This window comes from Candidatus Amarolinea aalborgensis, from assembly GCF_900491745.1.
In the GTDB taxonomy this organism is placed as follows: Bacteria; Chloroflexota; Anaerolineae; order SSC4; family Amarolineaceae; genus Amarolinea; species Amarolinea aalborgensis.
The window spans coordinates 84,233-103,778 of record NZ_UETR01000004.1 but is presented as its reverse complement, the minus strand read 5'-3'; the positions used below and the strand labels follow the sequence as shown (position 1 = coordinate 103,778).

The window sequence follows — 19,546 nt, the reverse complement described above, 5'->3', positions numbered from 1 at the left end:
CGACCGCGCATTGGACTGCCGTTGGGTGGAGTGCAGTCTTTGTGCAGATAGTGTGCAGTCCGCGTGCATTTTTTTGATGTAGAATGAGTACAGGCGCGATCCCCTGCCCACCCACATACGAAGCCGGTTGGGGTTCACTTCGAGGAACGCGCAGAAAGATCGGCTGACGCAGCGATCTCTGCGCGTTCCTGGGGAGCATGGGGTTAGCCAATCCAAAGATTGGAGAGGATGACGATGTTGGAAGCTACGCTGGACGCAGATTTTTCAGCCCGACTGCCGGTGCAGATGGCGTCCGCGCGGCAGGCGGCGCTGGCCTGGTGGGCCGCGCAGAACCGCGAGCGGGCCTGGTGCGATCAGTGCTGCCGGGCCTTGGCCTGGGGTGAAGGGTACCTGCTGCCAGCCGCGCCAGCGGGGGAGCAGCCCCACGAGACGAAACCTGCGCCGGCCGACTGGCTGGTGTGTGAGCGGTGTTTCTACGCATGCAGCGCGGTTGGCGTGCGACATGAAAGCGCATGACGTGACGAATCTCCTGATGAATAGGCGCCGGTGTTTATGGCGCCGCACCTTCCGGTGATAGCCGAGGTGGGCGCGATTTCGTGATGAAAGGTCAAGGAGGCATACGCCTATGGCGACTCATATGACTACCTCTCGCACCCATCAAACGGGGCGCGTGGGTCTCCCGTATTGGTTTTTTCTGGGTATCATTGTGTTCTTGATTGTTATCACGCTTGGCCTGGCGCTGTGGCTGAGCAGTGGCAACACCCGCTACCGCAGCGCTCACCAAGCCTACCTGGCTGCTGATTGCAGCGCCGCGTTGCCGTTGTACGCGCAATCTACACGCTATCCAACCTGGGCCGGTAGTTTCGTCAGTCAGGCGCGGCGTGAAGAGGCCGAATGCACGGCGTTTGTTGGCGCCACGAAAACAGCGGGAACCGCCAACCCGGCAGAAAGTATCCAGGCATGGGAGGCGTTCTACGCGGCCTATGCGCAAGGCCCCCTGGCGCCGCAGGCTCTCGTCCAACTGCGCCAGCAGTACCTGGCCTGGGCGCAAGTTCAGCGCACCGCTGGCGACTATGCCAGCGCTATCGCCACCTACAGACAAATGGCGACAAGCCATGCTGAATGGGCGGTGGATGCAAACGCAGGGTTGTCGCCAACCTACCTGGCATGGGGGGAGGGATTGCGCACAGCTGGCGATTTTGCACACGCCATCGCGGTGTATGATGAAATGGCCGCAATCAGTTCTGTCTTTGCGGCCGACGCGCTTGCACCGCGCAATCAGGTTTTTCTGGCCTGGGGCGCTGATCTTACCCAACGGGGGGCCTTTGCCGAAGCCGCACAGGTCTATCGTCTTCTCTTGCAGCGCGAACACGAACGCCTCGCCCCGCTCGACCTGCCTGAACGGAACTGGCCGATTACCTGGCTCTACCCATACGCGCTCAGTCAGCATGATCTTGCCGTGCTCAAGACCTCGTTGCACGAGGGGCCAGGTATGCAATATCCCGCGACGCAGGCGCCTGGGGCTGTGGCGGCCAATCGGTTTCCTGGCATTGTCGGCGCCAGCCCTGATGGTCAGTGGTTGGCGCTCGACCTGACTCACTGGACTGCCGAGCCGAAGAGCGAACCAGGCTTACTCACCACATTGCCCGATATTGCCTGGCAGCGAGACCCGACGGCCCAGGTGGCCTGGGCGCCGATTGCTGCGGCGCCCTTGTCGCTGACCACAACGATCACGCTGCCAGTAGCCGGTGGGCTGCTTCAGGCCCTGGCGACGCGCAGTGAGGCAGCCTCCCAGGCGCTTGGGGGCTTGGCAACGCTTTACACCAACTGGGGCGCAGCAGCCCAGGCCGCCGGCGACGACGCGGCAGCCACGGCCGCCTATCTTGCGCTGGCGGATTTGACCAGCGATGCCGCTACGCGCGAGCAGGCGTACGGTCAGCTAGCGCAAATCCACCTGGCATTGGCTCAGCAGTTCACGGAGCAGCATGAGTACCAGGTCGGCCTGGTCCATGTGCGCCAGGCGGAGACGTTCGATCCGACTGGCAAACTGGCGCGTCCAGTACAGGCGCTCCATAGTCAGATTCTGCTGTCCCTGGGCGATCAGGCTCTAGCGACCCGCTCCTGGGATATAGCCGCCAGGCGTTATGGCGACGTGTTAGCCTTCGAGCGCTCGGCGTTTGGCAAAGGTCAGGCGTTCGTCAAGCAGAAGGGCGCTCGCCTGCTGGCCTCAGCCGATGCCAAAGCATCGGTCGTGCAGACCGTGGAGCCAGGCCAGGCATTGACGACGGTCGCGCAACAGACGACGCCTGCGCCCGGTTGGATCGCGCTGCTGGCGCCTGTTGCGCCCACGGCGCTGGCTTGGGCGCCGGCGACCCAAGTCACATTGACCGGCGCCGCGCTTCCCGATGTGGCAACCACTAACCTGCCGCCGCTGCAGAGTCACATCGCGCTGGTCAACCTGGCGCACACACAACAAACGTGGGGTCAGACACTGGCCGGCGAACGCAAGTACGAGGAGGCCGTTGCCCACTACCGTGCTATCCTGGATGATGGGGCGTTGCGCAGCGTCATTACTGGTACGGCCGACCTGCTTGCGCAGAATTACACGGCGTGGGGGGATATGCTCATCGGGCAGGACAAGGCGGTGGATGCTATTGCTCGTTATGGATGGGCCGTGAGCACCGCGCCCAAGTCCGACGCAGGCGTCAAAGCCAGTCAAGCGTTGTCAAAACAAGCCGCAGATACTGTCCAAGCGGTGAGCAAAGGGGCTGGCTGTGACGCTGTGTCCATCTTGGATGCTCTCGTCAAGACCACCGTGAAGGCTAAAGCTGATTCAGCCTTGCCGCAGGCGCTCTATCAATGCGGGCAGGCGCGCTTGACAGCCAACGTCGCCAGCGAGGCCAGAGCCGCGTATCAACGTATCATAGATTCCTATGGCAAGAGTGCTTACGCGGCCAAAGCGCGACGGGGGATTCAGGAGATTGACTGGGCGTTGCTAATCAACAAGAATGGGATTGATTCAGCAGCCAACACGGCCTGCGATCAGGCTGGCGTTACGGTGCGGGGACGCGTCGCCAACATCGCAAAGCCTTATGTCGTGTACGTCAATGGCGGTTCCACCTATTGGTACACAGATTTCCCCGCCGCCTGGCAGGGATCGGATAAAGAGACCAATGCCGTCGTGTGTTTGGGCGATGTGCAGAGCTACTTGGTCGAGAGTTGCCCCTACACCAATAATCATTGGATCAAACGTTATCGGTCGTATCGGACGGTGCGACTGGTTGACGCTGTGGGTCGTTTGTTGGTGGCGCAAGGCAAGTTGTATGGCAGCTCGCCCAACGAGTGCCCTTTCAGCGAATGGTTCTCGTCCTATCTGAGCACCAAGACGTATGAAGGCGATATTCCAGACAGCGCCGACCTGACGGCCTGGTTGAAGAAGTATTTACCGGTGAAGTAAACGATCACCAGCATCGCGGTCTTTTCGCCGCATGCATCTCACGACCCAGATGACTTGCCGGCCGTGTGAGCAACCGGCCCTTCGGTTGCTCACACTCCCCCTCAAATTGAAACAAGGAGGCATTCCGCATGGATCCTGAATCAACTTATCGAACCGCCCTTCGTAGCCTGGTCGCCCGCTTTCGCTGGGGCTTGCTCACCGAAAGCGCCTGGATCGCGGCCGCGCGGCAGATCAATCCAGAGCCGGGGGATGACAGGGCAGCCCGCCGCGCCTGTTTGACCATCTACTCCCGCACCCTCCACGAGGCGTGCCAGGATCGCGGGCGGCAGGACCAGGCTTATCGCGAGCTGTTCGATTACTTGTATCCACAGGCCTTTGCGCGGGACGCCAACATCGCATTTGAGGCGACACAGGATGCAATTGGACTGGCTTATCGTTCGTTCACGGAACAAAAACTCACGAAGTGCCAACAGCCGGAGGCGTTTCTGTGTTTTGCTCAAGACAAGCTGCGTGACGCTTTCAAACGCATATATCAAAGGCGTAAGCGGGAAAACGGCAACGTTTCTCTTGACTCACCGTCGGGCGATGACGATCAGGGCGACGGTTCAACATTGCCAGAGCCGGCCCATCAGATGCCAGGGCCGGAGCCGCCTGACAGCGAACGCGAAGAATGGGTCGCAGCGATGGTCTATCGCGTGGCCGAACGGGTGTTGCACTGCCTGGGAACCCTATGGCAGCAGCGCTCATTAAACATGCAGGTCCGCATCCTTCTGTTGACCTTCATGGATCGCGCGGCCGATGCGCAGATCGCTGCACAACTACACAAGACAACAACAGCTATTCATTCGCTGCGCACGCGCGCGTTGGACAAACTGCGCGTGTGCCTGAATTTGCACCTACCCTTGTCTTGGGGAGGCGAGTTATGAATCCGCGAACATGTTTTGTTGGCGCCGAGCAGTTCCTAAGCTACTTGGACAACCCGTCCGGCCTGCCGGGCCTAGAAAACCACATTGCAGAGTGCTATTTTTGTCAGGTGCGCCTCCTGGCCATGGCGGGCGGGGCGCAGACGCGCGGGGCTTTTCGCACCGAATGCCAGAAGGTAGTGCAGGAAATTCCTGCTCTAATGGCGGCTGAAGCGAGCGGGGAGGCAGCGGCAGAGCGATTCTGGCCGGCGCAGTTCCACCTCTTGCTTTGCCGTGACTGCTTCGGTGTTTATCGGGAGCTCAAGCAAATGACTGAAATGATTCTCGATGACACCTTGCCATTCCTGTCTCCATCCGACTATCGTGCGCCTGACTTGTCGTTCCTGCACAGGGAAGAATCCGCGCCGCAACCTCCCTTTCCGCAAAGACTGCGCCTGAACCTGGCGCTGCTCTTCCAGCCGCGACAGGCCGTGCCTGTGCCGGTGCGCAAAGAAACGGTCGCCCAGCCTGAAACGCCCTCATCCACTCAGCCGGCCTTTGAACGGGTCTGGGGCGCCGAAGAGTTGGGCGAGCTGAATGTGGAAGTGAAAGCCTATCCAGACCTGAACGATGCGGCCCAGGTGCGCCTGGAGGTGGAAGTCCACCAGGTCACACGCTTCGACGCTGCCGGGATACGTGTGGCGCTGTGGATGGGCAAGGCGCCGGCGATCGTTCATCACACCAATACCCGGGGCGTGGTCGAATTCGATGGATTGATAGAAGATGACCTGCACACGGCGGTGCTCGAAATCACCCCGGCGCCGCCAGGCGATCCCCCACGAGCATGAAGGGCGCCCAGTAATACGGATGGGCCAGCAGGCGTTCCGGGCCGAAGCTGGCGGCCAGCAGCTTGGCCGCCGCCTGGCGCAAACGCGTAATCTCGGCCTCCGCATCCCGGTCCGATAGACCGGAGGCGATCAGCCGCTGCCGAAGCGCAACGGTGGGCAACGTGCGCAGGGTTTGCTGTGCGCTGGCCAAAGCGGCCGCCGGGGAATGGCCGGCCAGGAGGTGGGCATAGAAGGTTTCCATCAGCAGACCGGTCGAGACGTCGTCCACCGGCCATAGGCTGACCAGCACCGACGGTGTGCCTGCGTAGATGAAGGCTCGCACCAGGCCGATTAGCTCGTCCCCCCGATGCAAGCGATTTTGGCCGGTCTCACAGCCGCTGAGCACCACCAAATCGGCGTGCAGGCGCAGATCATCGAGAATCTGGCGCACCGTCAGGCGCCCATCAGCCAGGGTCAGGCCGGAGGCCAGCGGGTCTTCCGGGTCAAAGTGGGCATGACAGGCAAAATGGAGGATCGGGTAATCGGCGCTCTCACCGATGGCCGCAGCAACGGTGGCTGCCAGGTTTTGAAACCAGGGGCCGGCCAGGCGGGCAGCCACGGCAGCTGCCTCACGCTCCACATAGCGCAGGTCATCGCCCACGCTGAACACCGCGCCGCCGCGGCCGCGGGCCGGCGGCTTGGCGCAACAATAAGCGAGCAGGACGGTGGCGCTCGGCGCGTGGATAATTTCAGGGGTACGCTCTTCACTGGACTGGTGTAACAGGGCATGAAAGGGAATGTAATGCAACCGGCCATAGGGCACAATCACCAGACGCAGTTTATCGGCCAACCGCGAAGACAGCGGCGCGATGAGCCGCTCCTGCAACAACGGCAAGAGCCACGGCGTGTGCAGGATGCCTTCGTGATCCGGTGCCATTTGCTGCAGCCGATGGCGGTTGCGTTCAAAGGCGGGGCCCAAGTCCTCATAGAGGGACGCCGCCAAAGGAATAACCGTCAGGTCGTTCCTGGAAACGACAAAGGCCACGGCCTGTCCTGGCGCAACCATGTATTCGATCAGCGCCGTATCTGGCGGCAAGCGTTGTTGAATGGCGGCCGCGTCCAGCGGCGCGGCCTGGCGCCGCGCGACCTGCTCCAGCGACACGACATCCCCTGGCCTGACATCGGGCGGGGCATAGCCGGCCAGCAATTCAATGAAGGCCCGCGCCTTTGCTCGTTCCAGGGTAGTCAGCGCGGCGTGCGGATCGCCGCGCGCCATGTCGAGCAGCACGCGTTGTTCGTAGATCTGAATCCGACTGCCAAGAAAGCCGATGCGCGCATTCTCGCCCTGGAGGGGATCACGCAGGGTTTCGATCAGACGGATGGCCGCATCCGACGCGGCCACGGCCTCTGCCATGCGCCCCTGGGCCTGGTAGAACTGAGCCAGATTGGCCCAGACATCGGCCTCTTCATAGGGGTCAGGATCGGGGAGAGCGCAGAGCAGGCGCAGAGCTGTTTGGTAACTGGTATGCGCATGCGACCACCGACCGAGATGATGGTAGACCTCGCCCAAATTATCAAGAGCAAGGGCCAGGCTGCGCTGCCAGCCAGTCGGGCGGAAACGGCGACATCGTGCAGCCCGGAATGTGTACTGGCTCCGGGCCTCGTCCCAACGATTCAAAGCCTTGTAGACGGTGCCAAGTTCCAGTTCGACGGTATCTGCCAATCTTTCATCACCAAAGGCTCGAGCCAGCGCCAGGCTGCGGCGGTGACAATCGAGCGCTTGATCAAGCACGGACCGGTCAGCCTGGCCGCGCTCGAAAGCCCGGGTGTGGGCTATGCCTGTATTCTTGAGAACCTTGGCAACATACTCCTGATCTCCCAGGTGTTCGAACAACCGTTGACTTTTCCGGTTATGTTCGATGGCCTGGGCATAATCACCCAGGTAATCGGCGGCAAACGCAACTTCCAGGTGGACACGCGCCAGCAGTTCATCGGGAATCTCCGCGTTCAGAAGATGGCGCATTTTCTTCTCAGCCAGATCCCAGCGCGGCGGCGGTTTTTCGCTCAGCAAGATGGCTTCCAGGTAATCCAGCCATGCATGCTCCACTGGCGAGCTGGCGTGATCGCGTGCCGACCGTAGGAGCAGCTCACAATCATGAAAGCGGCGCGCACCCAACAGAGCGAAGAAGTCGGCAAGAATCGTATCCAAGTCGAATGGTGTCATCTGTTCGAACGCCTGGACATGAGAATCCGAAAATGTACTGACGAATGAACACCTGATAACGGTGTGTTTCGGTCAGTATACCACATCCTCATCCTCTGGTCATCTTATCTTGTGCGGCACATGTGAGGAGGCGACCGATGTTACGACAAATTATCCGTGTTAGCTTGTTCGTCGTGCTAATCTTGCTGGCCTCGGTTATCCTGGCAGGAAGCGAGACAATCAGTGTTCATGCCGAAGGCGGCGGTAACACCGCACACGAGCCGAGTCATGCCGTTGTTCAAATCATCCCGCTGGACGGCGCCTCGATCCTGGCAAAAGCAGGGCGCGTGGGCAATCTATCGAACATCGGCGCTTCACTGCGCGTTGGTTCCACTGCGCACGAGCCAAGCCACGCTGATTTCGATCCGCCAATCAATGGCTACGCGTTCACTTTCGATGGCGTCGCTACACCCTATACCAGCAGCCCCGTCATGACCTTCGTGGTGACAACTACATCGGCCATGAGCGATACGATCATTCTCGGCGCCAGCGATTTCGAGCAGCGCTATATTCCTGGGGATGCGCCGCTTACGATTAGCTCGCTGGATACCGCAGTGCGACTCTTCATGCCGGCCGGCGCGCTTCTGCCTGACTCCTACGTGGTGATCAATAACACCGTGCAGTTGCCCGGCGACTTGCCGGCTGGTTTTCGGCAGTTAGGTCAGGCGTATTCGATACGCGCCTCAGGCGCCGTCACGCAGAGCCTGGCGCCCATGATCCTGGACATGGACTATGAACCAGGCATGTTGGCCGGCCGGGACCCGTACACCGTATCCATGTTCTGGTGGGATGAGGCTCACAATCAGTGGCAGGACGTCGAAAGTGAACCGATGGGCTATCTGCCGGCCCAAAGCAAGTCCGTGCGGCGTTTTGGCATTTACGTATTGATGGCAGGAACGACCTGGCGTGACACGCTGCAGAATTACGATGGCCTGGGCAACCGCCGTAACGTGCGCCTGACAAGCGGCCGGTTGGAATTGAGCAGCAGCCAAACCAACGGCTACGCCGAATCCATTGCGATCGCACCGAGTGAAGGATTTGCAGCTTGGGAGAGCGTTCATTTCGTCACTGAGACGAGCAGCGGCACATCACTGACCGTAGACATCCTGGCTGCTGATCGCACCTTGTTGCTGTCCAACGTATCAGACAGCGTCAGTTTAGCCGGGATTGATCCGATCGCTCATCCAAGCCTCATTCTACGAGCAAACCTCGCAAGCCAGCATGCCGGTGCAACGCCATCACTGGACAGTTGGTCGCTTAGTTGGCGCACGAACACCTTGCCAACTCAACATCGGTTCTTGCCTTTGGTCAGGGGCGGGATTCCAGCCTATCAGAGCGGTTTGCCCGAGACGTTTCCATCGGACGCTCTTCGTGCATCACAACCGCCTGATCTTGGAATGACGACCGAGCCATCGGCGCAAGTAGTCAGTTCACCCCGTCTGGATCCAGACAGTGGCTACGGCTGCGAGCCGCCGTCCAACCCACCCGTGACCTGGACGCCTGCCGTCCGGCTGACGTCCAGCGATACGATCTCGATTGCACCCGAATTGGCAGCTGATCGCCAGGGGCGGCTCCACGCGGTATGGTACAACAGCGGCCGTGTCGTGCTTTACGCCAGCAAAGCGCCCGGCGGCGCGTGGTCAACGCCCACCATAATCCCTGGCTCGGCCAATGCCTACTACCCGGACATCGAGGTGGATGCGCAAGGTATGTTGCACGTTATCTGGCTGGCAAACGGCAATATCGTTTATGCGACAAAGCCAACGAACGGAAGTTGGAGCTCGCCTGTGAATGTGTCAAGCGCCGGTCAGGCCAATGTCATTCCTCAAATTCACAGCGACGCGACCGGCAATTTGCACCTCATCTGGAGCGACAGCAGCCCTGGCAACGCCGAAATTTTTTACCGACGCAAAACCGCCGGCGGCGCCTGGAGCGTGACTGAACGCGTCTCCAACACGGCAGGCACCTCCTGGGCGCCGGACGTTGCTGCCGATAGCCAGGGTAAGGTGCATGTCGTCTGGTATGAAAATGGTGAGATCTTCTACGCCTGGCGATCGGTTGCGGGCGATTGGAGTGCGCCTGTCAACATTTCGCAAACAGCCGGCAGCTCGCTCTGGCCGGCCCTTGGCATCAGCGCGGACGACACACTTCACCTGGTGTGGCCGGATCGCCTGCCGGTCGGTATCAATGGCGACGTGTTCATCCTGTACTATGCCGAAAAACCAGCCGCCGGGTCATGGTCAACCGGCCTGGAGCTCGCACGCGTGCCAGGCAGTGGGCAGAACCTGATGGCGCCATCGCTCGCCGTGGGGCCAACCGGCGCTTTGCATGTGGCCTGGGCCACAGTCACTGAATGGGCGCTGCGTTATCTCACGCGACCTGACTCAGAAACTGGCTGGAGCGCCGCACAGGTGGTGGCGGCATTGATTCCTGCGCCTGTTCCTTCGAACCAGTGGTACTTTCCTGGGTTGACTGTTGCTCCCGACCGCTCGGTTCACCTGCTTTGGAATGACATGGTTTCGCCAATCGGCTTCAACCAGGATATTTTCTACAGTGCTGCCGCGCCGCCGCCGATTCCAGCGAATCATGTAGCGGTGATAGACGGCAGCGGGCGCGCTGTGCGCGGCGCCTGTGTCTACCAAAACGGCCGGTTGGTGGGAGTGAGCGATGCGCTGGGTATCGTGGCGCCCGCCAGCATAGCAATCGGAGATCGCCTGGTGGCGATGAAGCCATTGGACGAACGACCTCATCGCCGCGGCGATTGGGCCTATCGCACCAGCCTCACCAGCCTGACGATGAACCTCGCGGATCCTAACACCCAGGTCAGCGGCCACAAAGTGACACAACTCGGGCGTCAGGCCCTGAGGCTAAATCCAGCACTCCCCCTGGTAACCTTCAATCTGGTTGTCTCGCTGCAGTGGAACGCCACACCAGCCTACATGCAGGAAATCTCGACCGCGGTGCGCCTGGCCTCGGACTATCTTTTCGATGTGAGCAATGGGCAGATGGCCCTCGGTCAGGTCACCATCTACGACGATGGTCAACAATGGGAGGAGGCTGATGTGCAGATGCTGGCCCGTCAGTTCGTGCGTCCGTATGCTTACATTGGCGGACTGCGCTCGACAGACCCGGCCGATGTCATACGCGTCGGGCGTCAGTGGGATCGCTGGGGAGGCACGGGGCGCTACGGCACGGGTCATGGCTATTGGAATGAAGCCGATGGCTATCGCACCCTCATCCATGAGTTCGGTCATTATGGGTTGACCCTGCTTGACAGTTACTTTGGTTACATCTATGCAAATGGCCAGATAGTCGGCATCAATGATAGGAAACGCTGCACCGACTCGACGCTAGATTCCCAGTACGATGCTGTCAATGCGAGCATCATGAATATGCAGTACAACGCCAGTGAATGGTCATCGCGGGGCGCCGCCGGACTATGGAGCTCGATGTGTGAGGAGACCGCGCAGTGGCAGATTTATCAAGAGTCGGACTGGGAAACCGTGCTCAGGCGTTTTGCGGACACAGCAGCCCCGCCGCGCTGGCAGTTATCCAGGCCCATCACGGGCAGCGCCGTAATCACTGGGCCTGTGGGGCTGCCATCGAACTTACTGCCCTTTCCTCAAATTACAGTTCACGAGCAAGGGGATGCTGCCCCGCTGCGCCAAATCACCGTGCGCGCTACGAACGGGCAATCCTTTGCCGAAGGGGCGCAAGTTGCCATTGATACCTATCGGAATGGTCGTACGGTTGTCATCAACCAGGGCCAAACGAACGCCAACGGTCAAATCACCGTTTATGGCGCTGTCGCCGGCGACACACTGCGAGCGACAAGCCTGTCTGGTAGTTACTCTGCCCAAACGGTCATTGGTGTTGCAACCAGCTATGTCATCACCCTGGGGGTTGCAGCCGGGCGGCAAGACAATAGCCCCGCGCCCAACGCTTATCTGAGCTTGATCCCCAGCCCCGAGGGAGATGATCTGACTGTCGTGGTGGGCGGCGTCGGCTCGAACAGTATTGTGCGAGCCATAATCTCGCCGCCAGGCCCGGTGATTCCGGCTTCCATTGTGCTGCAGTCTCAAGGCGCCACCGGAGTCTATTCCGGGACGGCGCACTTCAGAGTTGCCAGCACGGGGATGGGAGATGTCAATCTGGTGGGCAGCACGGCGGGCGACAACATCCGACAAGATCTTAATTATCACTTGGGCGCCGTGGATAGCGACACGGAACAGAATTTGTATTCACCGGATGGCGCGGCATGGCTGCACCTGGAGCCTGGCAGCTTCACGCAGTCGAATGTGAGTATGGTATTGATGCCCACCGGCGCGATTCCACAGCCGCTGCCCACCGGTATGATAGCCGTGGGCCAGGCGTACGCGCTGCGCGCTTCCGGCGGCATCACCGGCACAGAGCATCCCGCGGTCCTGCGTCTTTTCTACGATCCAACCCGTCTCGGCAACGGGATGACACCCGCCGATCTGCGGATTGCCCGCTGGAACGACGTTGACTGGCAAGTACAACCAAGCCAGCCTGACCCGGATCACCTGGCAATCTCCGCTGTCGTCAACGATCTGGGGATTTATGTCTTGCTGGCGGCGTCGCCCAGTAACAGCGGTCCGCGCCTGTATCTTCCCCAGGTGCATCGGTAATGCTTTGGGCTGCAGGCCAGGTTGACATCTCGAACAAACGAAAGGATATCGTCCATGTCATTTCGCCTGACGATACAGTTCGTCGCCTTGCTGACGCTGTTCGCAACTGCCCTCGATGCCGCAGCGGGGTTTCATCGTGGTCAAGCTACTGATGCGCCAATTGGACGTCCTATCCCCGTGGTCGCAGCGCCAGCGCGTGTCACTGTCGAATCCATGATCCAAGTGCTTGCCAGTTCATCGGCTCGCAACCCAGCATTCGCCGCAACCCCGGCCGTCGCGGAGATGCAGGAAACCTTCGAAGGCTCCTGGCCGACACCGGGCTGGCAACTGGCCGACCAGGGCAACGATGACGGTGGCGAATACCTGTGGGGCAAACGCAACTGCCATTCCCACAACCGTAGTAATTTCGCCGGCTGGTCTGTGGGCGGCGGCGCGCAAGGCGGCGCGTTGGATTGCGCGGCGACCTATCCCGACAATGCGCGCACCTGGGCTGTGTATGGGCCGTTCGATCTGAGCCAGGCAACCCACGCCAGCCTGGACTTCTACCTGTGGGGTCGAACCGAAGGCGGCGTGGGTTGCCCTTTTGACCTGCTGTATGTCGGCAGTTCCCCCGATCGCGCCGTCTTCACCGGCTCAGCCTACTGCGGCGACTGGAGCAACGGCTCGAACGGTGAAGGTTACTATCGGCGAACGCTGGATCTGCGCCAGCGCCTGGGACAAAGTCAGGTGTGGATTGGCTTCGGCTTTATCAGCGATGGCAACACGAGCGATATGGGCATCACGGTGGATGACATCGCGCTCGACGTTACCTACCCTGCGGCCACATCAACGCCAACCGGCCAACCGACGGGAAGGAGAATCAACTTGCCGCTGGTTCTACGGGCCGATGCAACGCCGACGCTACCGGTCATCATGACAGCCACACCGACCTTGACGCCAACACCCACCTCTACACCAACGGCAACGCCGACGGCGCCGGCCAATTCAGGGCATTTCATCGGCGCCACCAGCCAAGGGCGTGTCGTGCGGGTTGACTTGTTGCCAGGGGGCGCCCTGGTTGGGCATTTCTATATTGAGTACAGCATCACCTGTCCATTCATGACGCAAACCGGCCACATAGACATCAATAGTCCGGTTGGCTGGCCCATCGTCAATGGGCAGTTCGAAATCAACGCTGGGGCCGGCGGCGGCGCGACGAACCGGTTGGCAGGCCAGTTCAATACGGCGATGACAACCGTCCAAGGCGCCTGGCTGATCTGGGCGGTGGTTTACGATCCAACGCCCCGCGCGGTATGCAGCAACAGCGGTACCTGGACGGCGACGCAGCAGCCATAGCTGAACGTGTTAGCGTGCGTGATGATCCTTTTCGCAGGGCGCAGGAAACATCGTCAGCGCGGTGATGACAGCCGCGCACAGGCCTGTCTCTTGAGAAGTAGAACGGTATGTTCAAAGTAATCGGTCGAAACCAAGAGTCGTGAGCAGAGCCTCAGCGGGGATCATGTTTGCGAAGCAGCTGCGCTCTGTTCAACGACAGCATAAGTCAGCTTCACTTGTGTATGAGCACACCGGTGATGTCGCCGAGATGGGCAGCCTCAATTGCAGATCAGGTTTGCCAGTCGGAAAAGGAGACAACATGCGACACGGAACAAGCAAGGGCGCGGGGTTTAGCATTTCTCTCGCTATTCTGGTGGTCCCAACCATCCTCTGGGGCATGGCGTTCTTACCAGCGCAGCCGATGACCGGGCGAGTGGCGCTTAGTCCAGCGCCAGAGCATGCGCTGTACCTGCCGCTCGTTGTTTGCCCTGTGGTCACGCCCGATCCATCGTCGCCCGATCTGGTAGTGCGTTACATTTATGGCGGGAGTTCTTCTGCACCTTGGCCGTGCTCCAATAGCTGGTGGGTTGATGTGGCAATCGCAAACCGAGGGAACGGTCCAGCAGGGGCATTCGACACAACAGTTATGGGTCCAGGGGGCTACACCAGGCAATGGTCACTGCCTGGTTTGGCCGCAGGTGACTCTCAGGTATTCACGGAATCAAATCCCCCGCTGCGCCTGTATGCAATTTACCAGGCTATGGTTGACAGTGCGGATCGTGTCCGTGAAAGTGACGAAAACAACAACCTCATGGTTGCAGAGGCAACCATGAGACCAAGTTGTACACCCACGTCGACGCCGACGCCGACGCCGACCGCGACGCCCTCCCGCACGCCGACGCAAACACCGAGCCCGACATGGACGCCCAAGCCGACTGGCGCCGCAACACCGGAGCCGGTGGCGAAGAATATGTGAGGAGTCCCCTATCGTGCCAGCGCTCACGCGCGGCCTTCTCTTGATCTGTAGGAGGGTAATTCACCATGAAAACACGTATTTGGCTGGTTCTGGCCTTCTGGGCGCTCGTGCTGGCCGGTTGTGGCGGATCCACCACGGCGCCGGGCGCCCACAGTACGACGGCTATCAACACGCCTGCCACGGCGCCATCTGCGACCATGGCGCCGCCGACCGCGACATCGGCGCCAACGACCGCCGCGACAATCGCCCCGACCGCTACGCCGACGCCGCCGGCGACAGCGACACCCACGGCGACGCCGGTGCCGAGCGATACTCCATCTCCGTCCCCTACCCCGGCGCCGGCCGCCTCCGTGACCGGCGACAGCATCAACGTGCGTAGTGGGCCCGGCACGGTCTACCCCGTGGTCGGAAGGGCAGCCAAAGGCGAATCCTTGCCGGTGCTCGCCCGCAACCAGGATGGCTCTTGGTTGGAGGTGGAGCTGAAAGATGGCAAGCATGGCTGGGTTTCGGCCAAGCTGGTGACGCTCAACGTACCGGCCGAGTCGGTTCCAATTGCCAAGTCCATTCCGCCGACGCCAGCAGCGCCGCCGACGCCAGCCAGCATAACGGTCAAGGCCATCTCGAACCTACGCATGATCGCGACCGACCAACCTGATGATCCGGGTCAGGTCGCCTTTCCCGCCGGCGTATCTGTCGTTTGGTGTGCTTTTGAGATTGATGGTAACAAACTGCAAAGGGGCGACGCCTACACCCTCGATCTGAGCAACCCTCTCGGCGCCTCGACCCTGACCGTGAACCTTCTAGGGCCTGATGATAAGATCTACCAGGGGACAACGATACTTATCGGGAAAAAAGGGGAATTCCGTTTCCTGGCAGTCCCCCTTTACGCGCCAGGTGGGTCTTTTTCCAATGGGGGCTATCGCTCAGAGATTCGTCTGAACGGTGAGGTCAAGGCGACTATTCGATGGTCTGTCGGGCCTTGAGGAGACGATCATGCCATCCAAACAACGGTTTTCACTTTTTCTGGGCCTGGCAATTCTGGGCCTGACGCTGATCGTGGGCGCGGCCGCCGTGGCAGCTATGCGACTACATACGCCTGCGGCCGCATTCTTCGATGATTTGAATGCCTTCGACGCCAATCGCTGGCACAAGGCCGATTGGGGCAATCCCAATCCGCCGTTCTGGAACCATTGGCTTCCCGATCACATCGGGTTCGCCAACAGTCAGATGACGATTCGCCTGGACGATGATCCCTGTCCGGCTGGCTGCGGCGGCCGGCCCTATGCCTCCGGCGAGTATCGCGGCAACGAGCTTTTCGGCTATGGTCGCTTCGAGGCTCGCCTGAGGGCATCGAACCTCCCCGGCACGGTGACGGCTTTCTTCACCTACACGGGGCCAAACGACAACAACCCAAATGATGAGATAGACATCGAAATCCTGGGGCGCGATCCGACTCGCCTGCAGGTCAATTACTTCACCCAGGGCGTCGGCGGTCACGAAACCTGGATTGACCTCGGCTTCGACGCTTCGACCGACTTTCATACCTACGCCATCGAGTGGAAGGCCGGACGCGTGGCCTGGTATGTGGACGGCGCCCTGCGCCATGTGGAGACAGGCAGCCGCGGCGCCCTACCCACCACGCCCATGCGCATCATGACGAGTTATTGGGCATGCACCGAGGTGGATGACTGGTGCGGCCGCTTCACCTACCCCGGCGCCCCAACATTCGTGACCCTCGACTGGATTCGGTACACGGCTTTCACCACACAGTTTCTGCCGCTGGCCGCACGAGCCTATCCGCCCGCGTGCCAAACCCTCGAAGACTTCGAGGATATTCGTGACTGGCACGGCGAATATGGCAACGGCGCAGTCTGCACCTACACCCAAGAGGCTGGTTATCGCGGGCAGGCCATCAAGCTGGACTGCGCCACCTTCGAGCCTGACGACTGGTGGTTTGTGGCCAAGCCGGTCAATCGTGACTGGCGCGCGATGCGGGAGCTGCGGTTTTTCTACCGCAAGGTGAGCGGCGCCGGTAATCTGTACCTGGCCCTGCAAGACGCCGATGACGAGATCTGGGGCGTCCCCATCACGGCCGATGGCGCTGAGTGGCAGGAGATTTCGGCGCCGCTGGCGGCCATCACCTGGCGCGATCCGTGGGATCACCAGGGCAACGGCGTGCTCGATCTCTCCAACATCAAGCAAATCCGCCTGCGGCATTGGCCGCGGCAACCCGGTCAGGTCATCGCTTCGGCCGATGAGATCCAAATTTGCCCGGCGGTTGTGACCGCAACGCCGACGCCAACCGATACGCCAACGCCGACCAACACACCAACCTGGACGCCAACGCAAACCAACACGCCAACCTGGACGCCAACCCGGACGCCAACGCCAACCTGGACGCCAACGCCGACCCGCACCCCAACGTCAACGCCGACCTTCACGCCGACTCCGACGGCCTGTCCAACCGGCAGCATCCCGGTGCCCGGCGGCTGCGCGACGATCACCCCAACCAACACGCCAACCTGGACGCCAACGCCGACCCGCACGCCGCCCTGGACGCCAACGCCGACGCGCACCCCAACGTCAACGCCGACCTTCACGCCGACGCCCTGTCCAACCGGCAGTGTGCCCGTGCCTGGCGGATGCGCGACGATTACGCCAACCCCCACGCCAACCTGGACGCCAACGCCGACGCGTACCCCAACGTCAACGCCGACGCGTACCCCAACGTCAACGCCGACCTTCACCCCGACCCCGACAGCCTGTCCCACCGACACGGTCCCTGTGCCCGGCGGCTGCGCAACAATCACCCCAACCCCCACGCGGACGCCGACGCCCGTTCCACTGCCGATCGGTTTTACGCTTGGGTGTCCACCTATTGGACCCTTCCAACCTCTTCCTTCGGTATGCCGAGATGGCGCCAGCCTACCACCTGGGCAATACAGCATTTCCTTGACGGAAGCGGCTCGTTGTCTGCAGGTTCCCACTCAGGCAATCGTGACATTCCTGACCCTGTCCTTCGATGTGAATTCAATCGCTCAGACGTGCTACCAGGGGCCATATTTGAAACTCTACGATACGAGCACAAACAGAGTGGTAGGTCAATCACCCCATTACTCATGCTACCTTGCTACCCCGGAGCACCATGAGGCAAGTCTTGGCGATAGCTATCCTTACAACACATCGCAACTGGAGCTTCAGGCGAATACCGGCGATTGGTGCGCTTCGTTTCGAGTTACCGATATGATTTTCGATACACCCACGCCGACTCCCACACATTCGCCGACACCCACAAGCACGCCAGCGAATTGGCCCCCCGACCTCATCGAGGATTTCGAGCTCGGTCTGGGGAGCTGGTACAACGACCATAATGATCTCGATCACTTCGACTTGGTATCCGATGCCTGCCAGGGGAGCAACGCTTTGCACATGGGCGGCGCCGACGAGGGCAATTCCTGGGTAGGTGAGGCGGTGATCGGGGCCTGGGGTGCACGGCCGAGCGACTGGCGGAACAAGGCCTGGCTGCCCGCTTGTATGAAACGCTGTGAAACTGTGCGCGGCGGCCGCCCTTCGATCACTGTGGTGGTGGTGGACGATCACGGCGTTCAGTTGCAGCTTCATCGCGACAACGATCAGTATCTTCCCTGGGCTGGCGGCGGTTGGCGCACGATCGTCGAGAACAGCGCCTGGATGACGTACTACTACCCTCTGCGCGGCGAGACCGGTTTCAATTGGGCGAATGTGAGAGGCATGCGCATCCAGGTGCGGCGCACCTCCATCGGCAACAATCAGTGGGACCTGGAGCCGGACGATGTTTACGTGGATTGGATTCGGCGGCAGTGATCCCAGCCGCGATGGACAGCACTGCACAATGGCCTATGTGCAGACTATCGTGCAGGATCTGTGCAGTAAGTGTGCAGTCTCAAGCGGCCAAAAGCAGGTAGAATAGATGTAAGCGATCATGCCCGCAGACAGATTCGTTCTCTGTCCTGCCCGTAGGAAAAGGAGGGTCTCATGACCACCCCGCCAGTTGCGCAAGCCACCGACAGCAGGCTCAACAAGGAGAGGGTGAAGTTCGGAGGACCGTCGCTGACAGGTCTTGTCAGGCCGGCTGACGCGCACGTCGTGTCGTCGCCCGACTGCGCGACGCGCGTGCAACAGCCATTCCATCGCCTCGCCAGCCTTGTGCAGCATATCGAGAGCCGGCTGGCAGCCGCGAGGTCATCCGACCAGCAAGCGATTCTCGCGCAGCACCGCCGCGCCATGCTCGACGCCATGCACGACCTCGGCGGCGCGATCCAGGCCTTCCTGGATCGCTCGCCAGGCGAAGCTGAGACCCAGGCCGCCAGGGAGTGGGTCGTGCCGCCGATTCGCGCCTGGTCGGCTACGGGGCCGTTCTTCCATCACGCCTTCGCCAAGCCGCGCGGCTACCCAGGCGACTTCGAGACGATCGAGATCATCTACGACTGCTGCCCGCGTGCAGATGACCTGCCCGGCCTGATCTTCGACGACTACTACCTGCATGCGCGGCCAGCCCAGGCCGTGCGCAACCGCCTGGCGTACCTGGTGGACAAGCTGGCGGCTGAAGTACATCGGCGAACGGTCGCCGGCATACAGCCGGTGCGGTTGCTCAGCCTGGGCAGCGGGCCGGCGCGAGAGTTGGCGTTGCTCTCAGGGTACCCCGGCTGCGCGCAAGCGGTCGAGGTCACGTGCCTGGATATGGACGGCGCCGCGCTGACCTATGCACACCAGCGCATCAACGGCCGGCTGAACGGCCAGGTGCAGTTCGTGCACGACAACGCGCTGCGCTATGCCCGCGGCGCTAACCGGCCGGCGCAGCCGTTCGACGTGATCTATGCCGCCGGCCTGTTCGACTACCTCAACGCCGACCTGGCCGCGCGCCTGATCGAGGACTGCCATGGTATGTTGGCGCCCGGCGGTACGCTGATCGTGGGCAATTTTAGTACGGAAACCCATCCAAACGACCGCGTCCTGGTTGATTGGTTGTTGGACTGGCCCTTGCTCTACCGGGACGAGCAGGCATATCGCCGGATCTTCGCCCGCACGTCGTTTGGAGTCGCTGGCCTGCGCTTTGAGTTTGAGCCGCTGCGCGCCAACCTGTTTGCGGTTGCGCAGCTAGTTTAGCAAGGAGGATTCC

General features: G+C 61.0%; 11 protein-coding genes and 1 pseudogene. 11 read left to right on the top strand and 1 reads right to left on the bottom strand.

All coding sequences use genetic code 11. The features are described from left to right. The first annotated feature begins 234 nt into the window (after window positions 1-234). From ACPQ6D_RS06945 to ACPQ6D_RS06930, 4 genes are all read left to right on the top strand, one after another. Window positions 235-516: a hypothetical protein gene (locus tag ACPQ6D_RS06945; protein ID WP_423223580.1), complete on the top strand. Its 282-nt coding sequence runs from the start codon at window positions 235-237 to the stop codon at window positions 514-516. Between the two features lie 109 nt (window positions 517-625). Further along, complete coding sequence (locus tag ACPQ6D_RS06940) at window positions 626-3,457, top strand: hypothetical protein (protein ID WP_423223579.1); 2,832 nt, start codon at window positions 626-628, stop codon at window positions 3,455-3,457. Window positions 3,458-3,585: 128 nt separating this feature from the next. Further along, complete coding sequence (locus ACPQ6D_RS06935) at window positions 3,586-4,383, top strand: RNA polymerase sigma factor (RefSeq protein ID WP_423223578.1); 798 nt, start codon at window positions 3,586-3,588, stop codon at window positions 4,381-4,383. Next, window positions 4,380-5,207: a hypothetical protein gene (locus ACPQ6D_RS06930; RefSeq protein WP_423223577.1), complete on the top strand. Its 828-nt coding sequence runs from the start codon at window positions 4,380-4,382 to the stop codon at window positions 5,205-5,207. Before ACPQ6D_RS06935 ends, ACPQ6D_RS06930 begins: the two co-directional genes overlap by 4 nt. On the opposite strand, the gene ACPQ6D_RS06925 is transcribed toward ACPQ6D_RS06930, so the two are convergent. After that, window positions 5,170-7,410: a CHAT domain-containing protein gene (locus ACPQ6D_RS06925; protein ID WP_423223576.1), complete on the bottom strand. Its 2,241-nt coding sequence runs from the start codon at window positions 7,408-7,410 to the stop codon at window positions 5,170-5,172. The genes ACPQ6D_RS06930 and ACPQ6D_RS06925 overlap by 38 nt on opposite strands. A 137-nt stretch (window positions 7,411-7,547) precedes the next feature. Here ACPQ6D_RS06925 and ACPQ6D_RS06920 point away from each other — a divergent pair, with 137 nt between their 5' ends. From ACPQ6D_RS06920 to ACPQ6D_RS06890, 7 genes and pseudogenes are all read left to right on the top strand, one after another. Continuing rightward, the gene (locus ACPQ6D_RS06920) at window positions 7,548-12,098 is read left to right on the top strand and encodes a hypothetical protein (protein WP_423223575.1); all 4,551 of its coding nucleotides are present in this window, start codon (window positions 7,548-7,550) and stop codon (window positions 12,096-12,098) included. Window positions 12,099-12,152: 54 nt separating this feature from the next. Further along, entirely contained in the window at window positions 12,153-13,433 is a 1,281-nt protein-coding gene (locus ACPQ6D_RS06915; RefSeq protein WP_423223574.1) for a hypothetical protein, read from the top strand. A 163-nt stretch (window positions 13,434-13,596) separates the two neighbouring features. Further along, window positions 13,597-14,211, top strand: a pseudogene (locus ACPQ6D_RS06910) (CARDB domain-containing protein); the annotation flags it as partial. A 30-nt stretch (window positions 14,212-14,241) separates the two neighbouring features. After that, complete coding sequence (locus ACPQ6D_RS06905) at window positions 14,242-14,388, top strand: hypothetical protein (RefSeq protein WP_423223823.1); 147 nt, start codon at window positions 14,242-14,244, stop codon at window positions 14,386-14,388. A gap of 65 nt (window positions 14,389-14,453) precedes the next feature. Continuing rightward, on the top strand, window positions 14,454-15,371 hold the full coding sequence (locus ACPQ6D_RS06900; protein WP_423223573.1) for an SH3 domain-containing protein: 918 nt from the start codon (window positions 14,454-14,456) through the stop codon (window positions 15,369-15,371). A gap of 10 nt (window positions 15,372-15,381) precedes the next feature. Continuing rightward, the gene (locus ACPQ6D_RS06895) at window positions 15,382-18,231 is read left to right on the top strand and encodes a family 16 glycosylhydrolase (RefSeq protein ID WP_423223572.1); all 2,850 of its coding nucleotides are present in this window, start codon (window positions 15,382-15,384) and stop codon (window positions 18,229-18,231) included. 171 nt (window positions 18,232-18,402) lie between these two features. Then, window positions 18,403-19,533 (top strand): class I SAM-dependent methyltransferase, encoded by a 1,131-nt coding sequence (locus ACPQ6D_RS06890; RefSeq protein WP_423223571.1) that lies wholly within the window; start codon window positions 18,403-18,405, stop codon window positions 19,531-19,533. The last annotated feature ends 13 nt before the right edge of the window (window positions 19,534-19,546 follow it).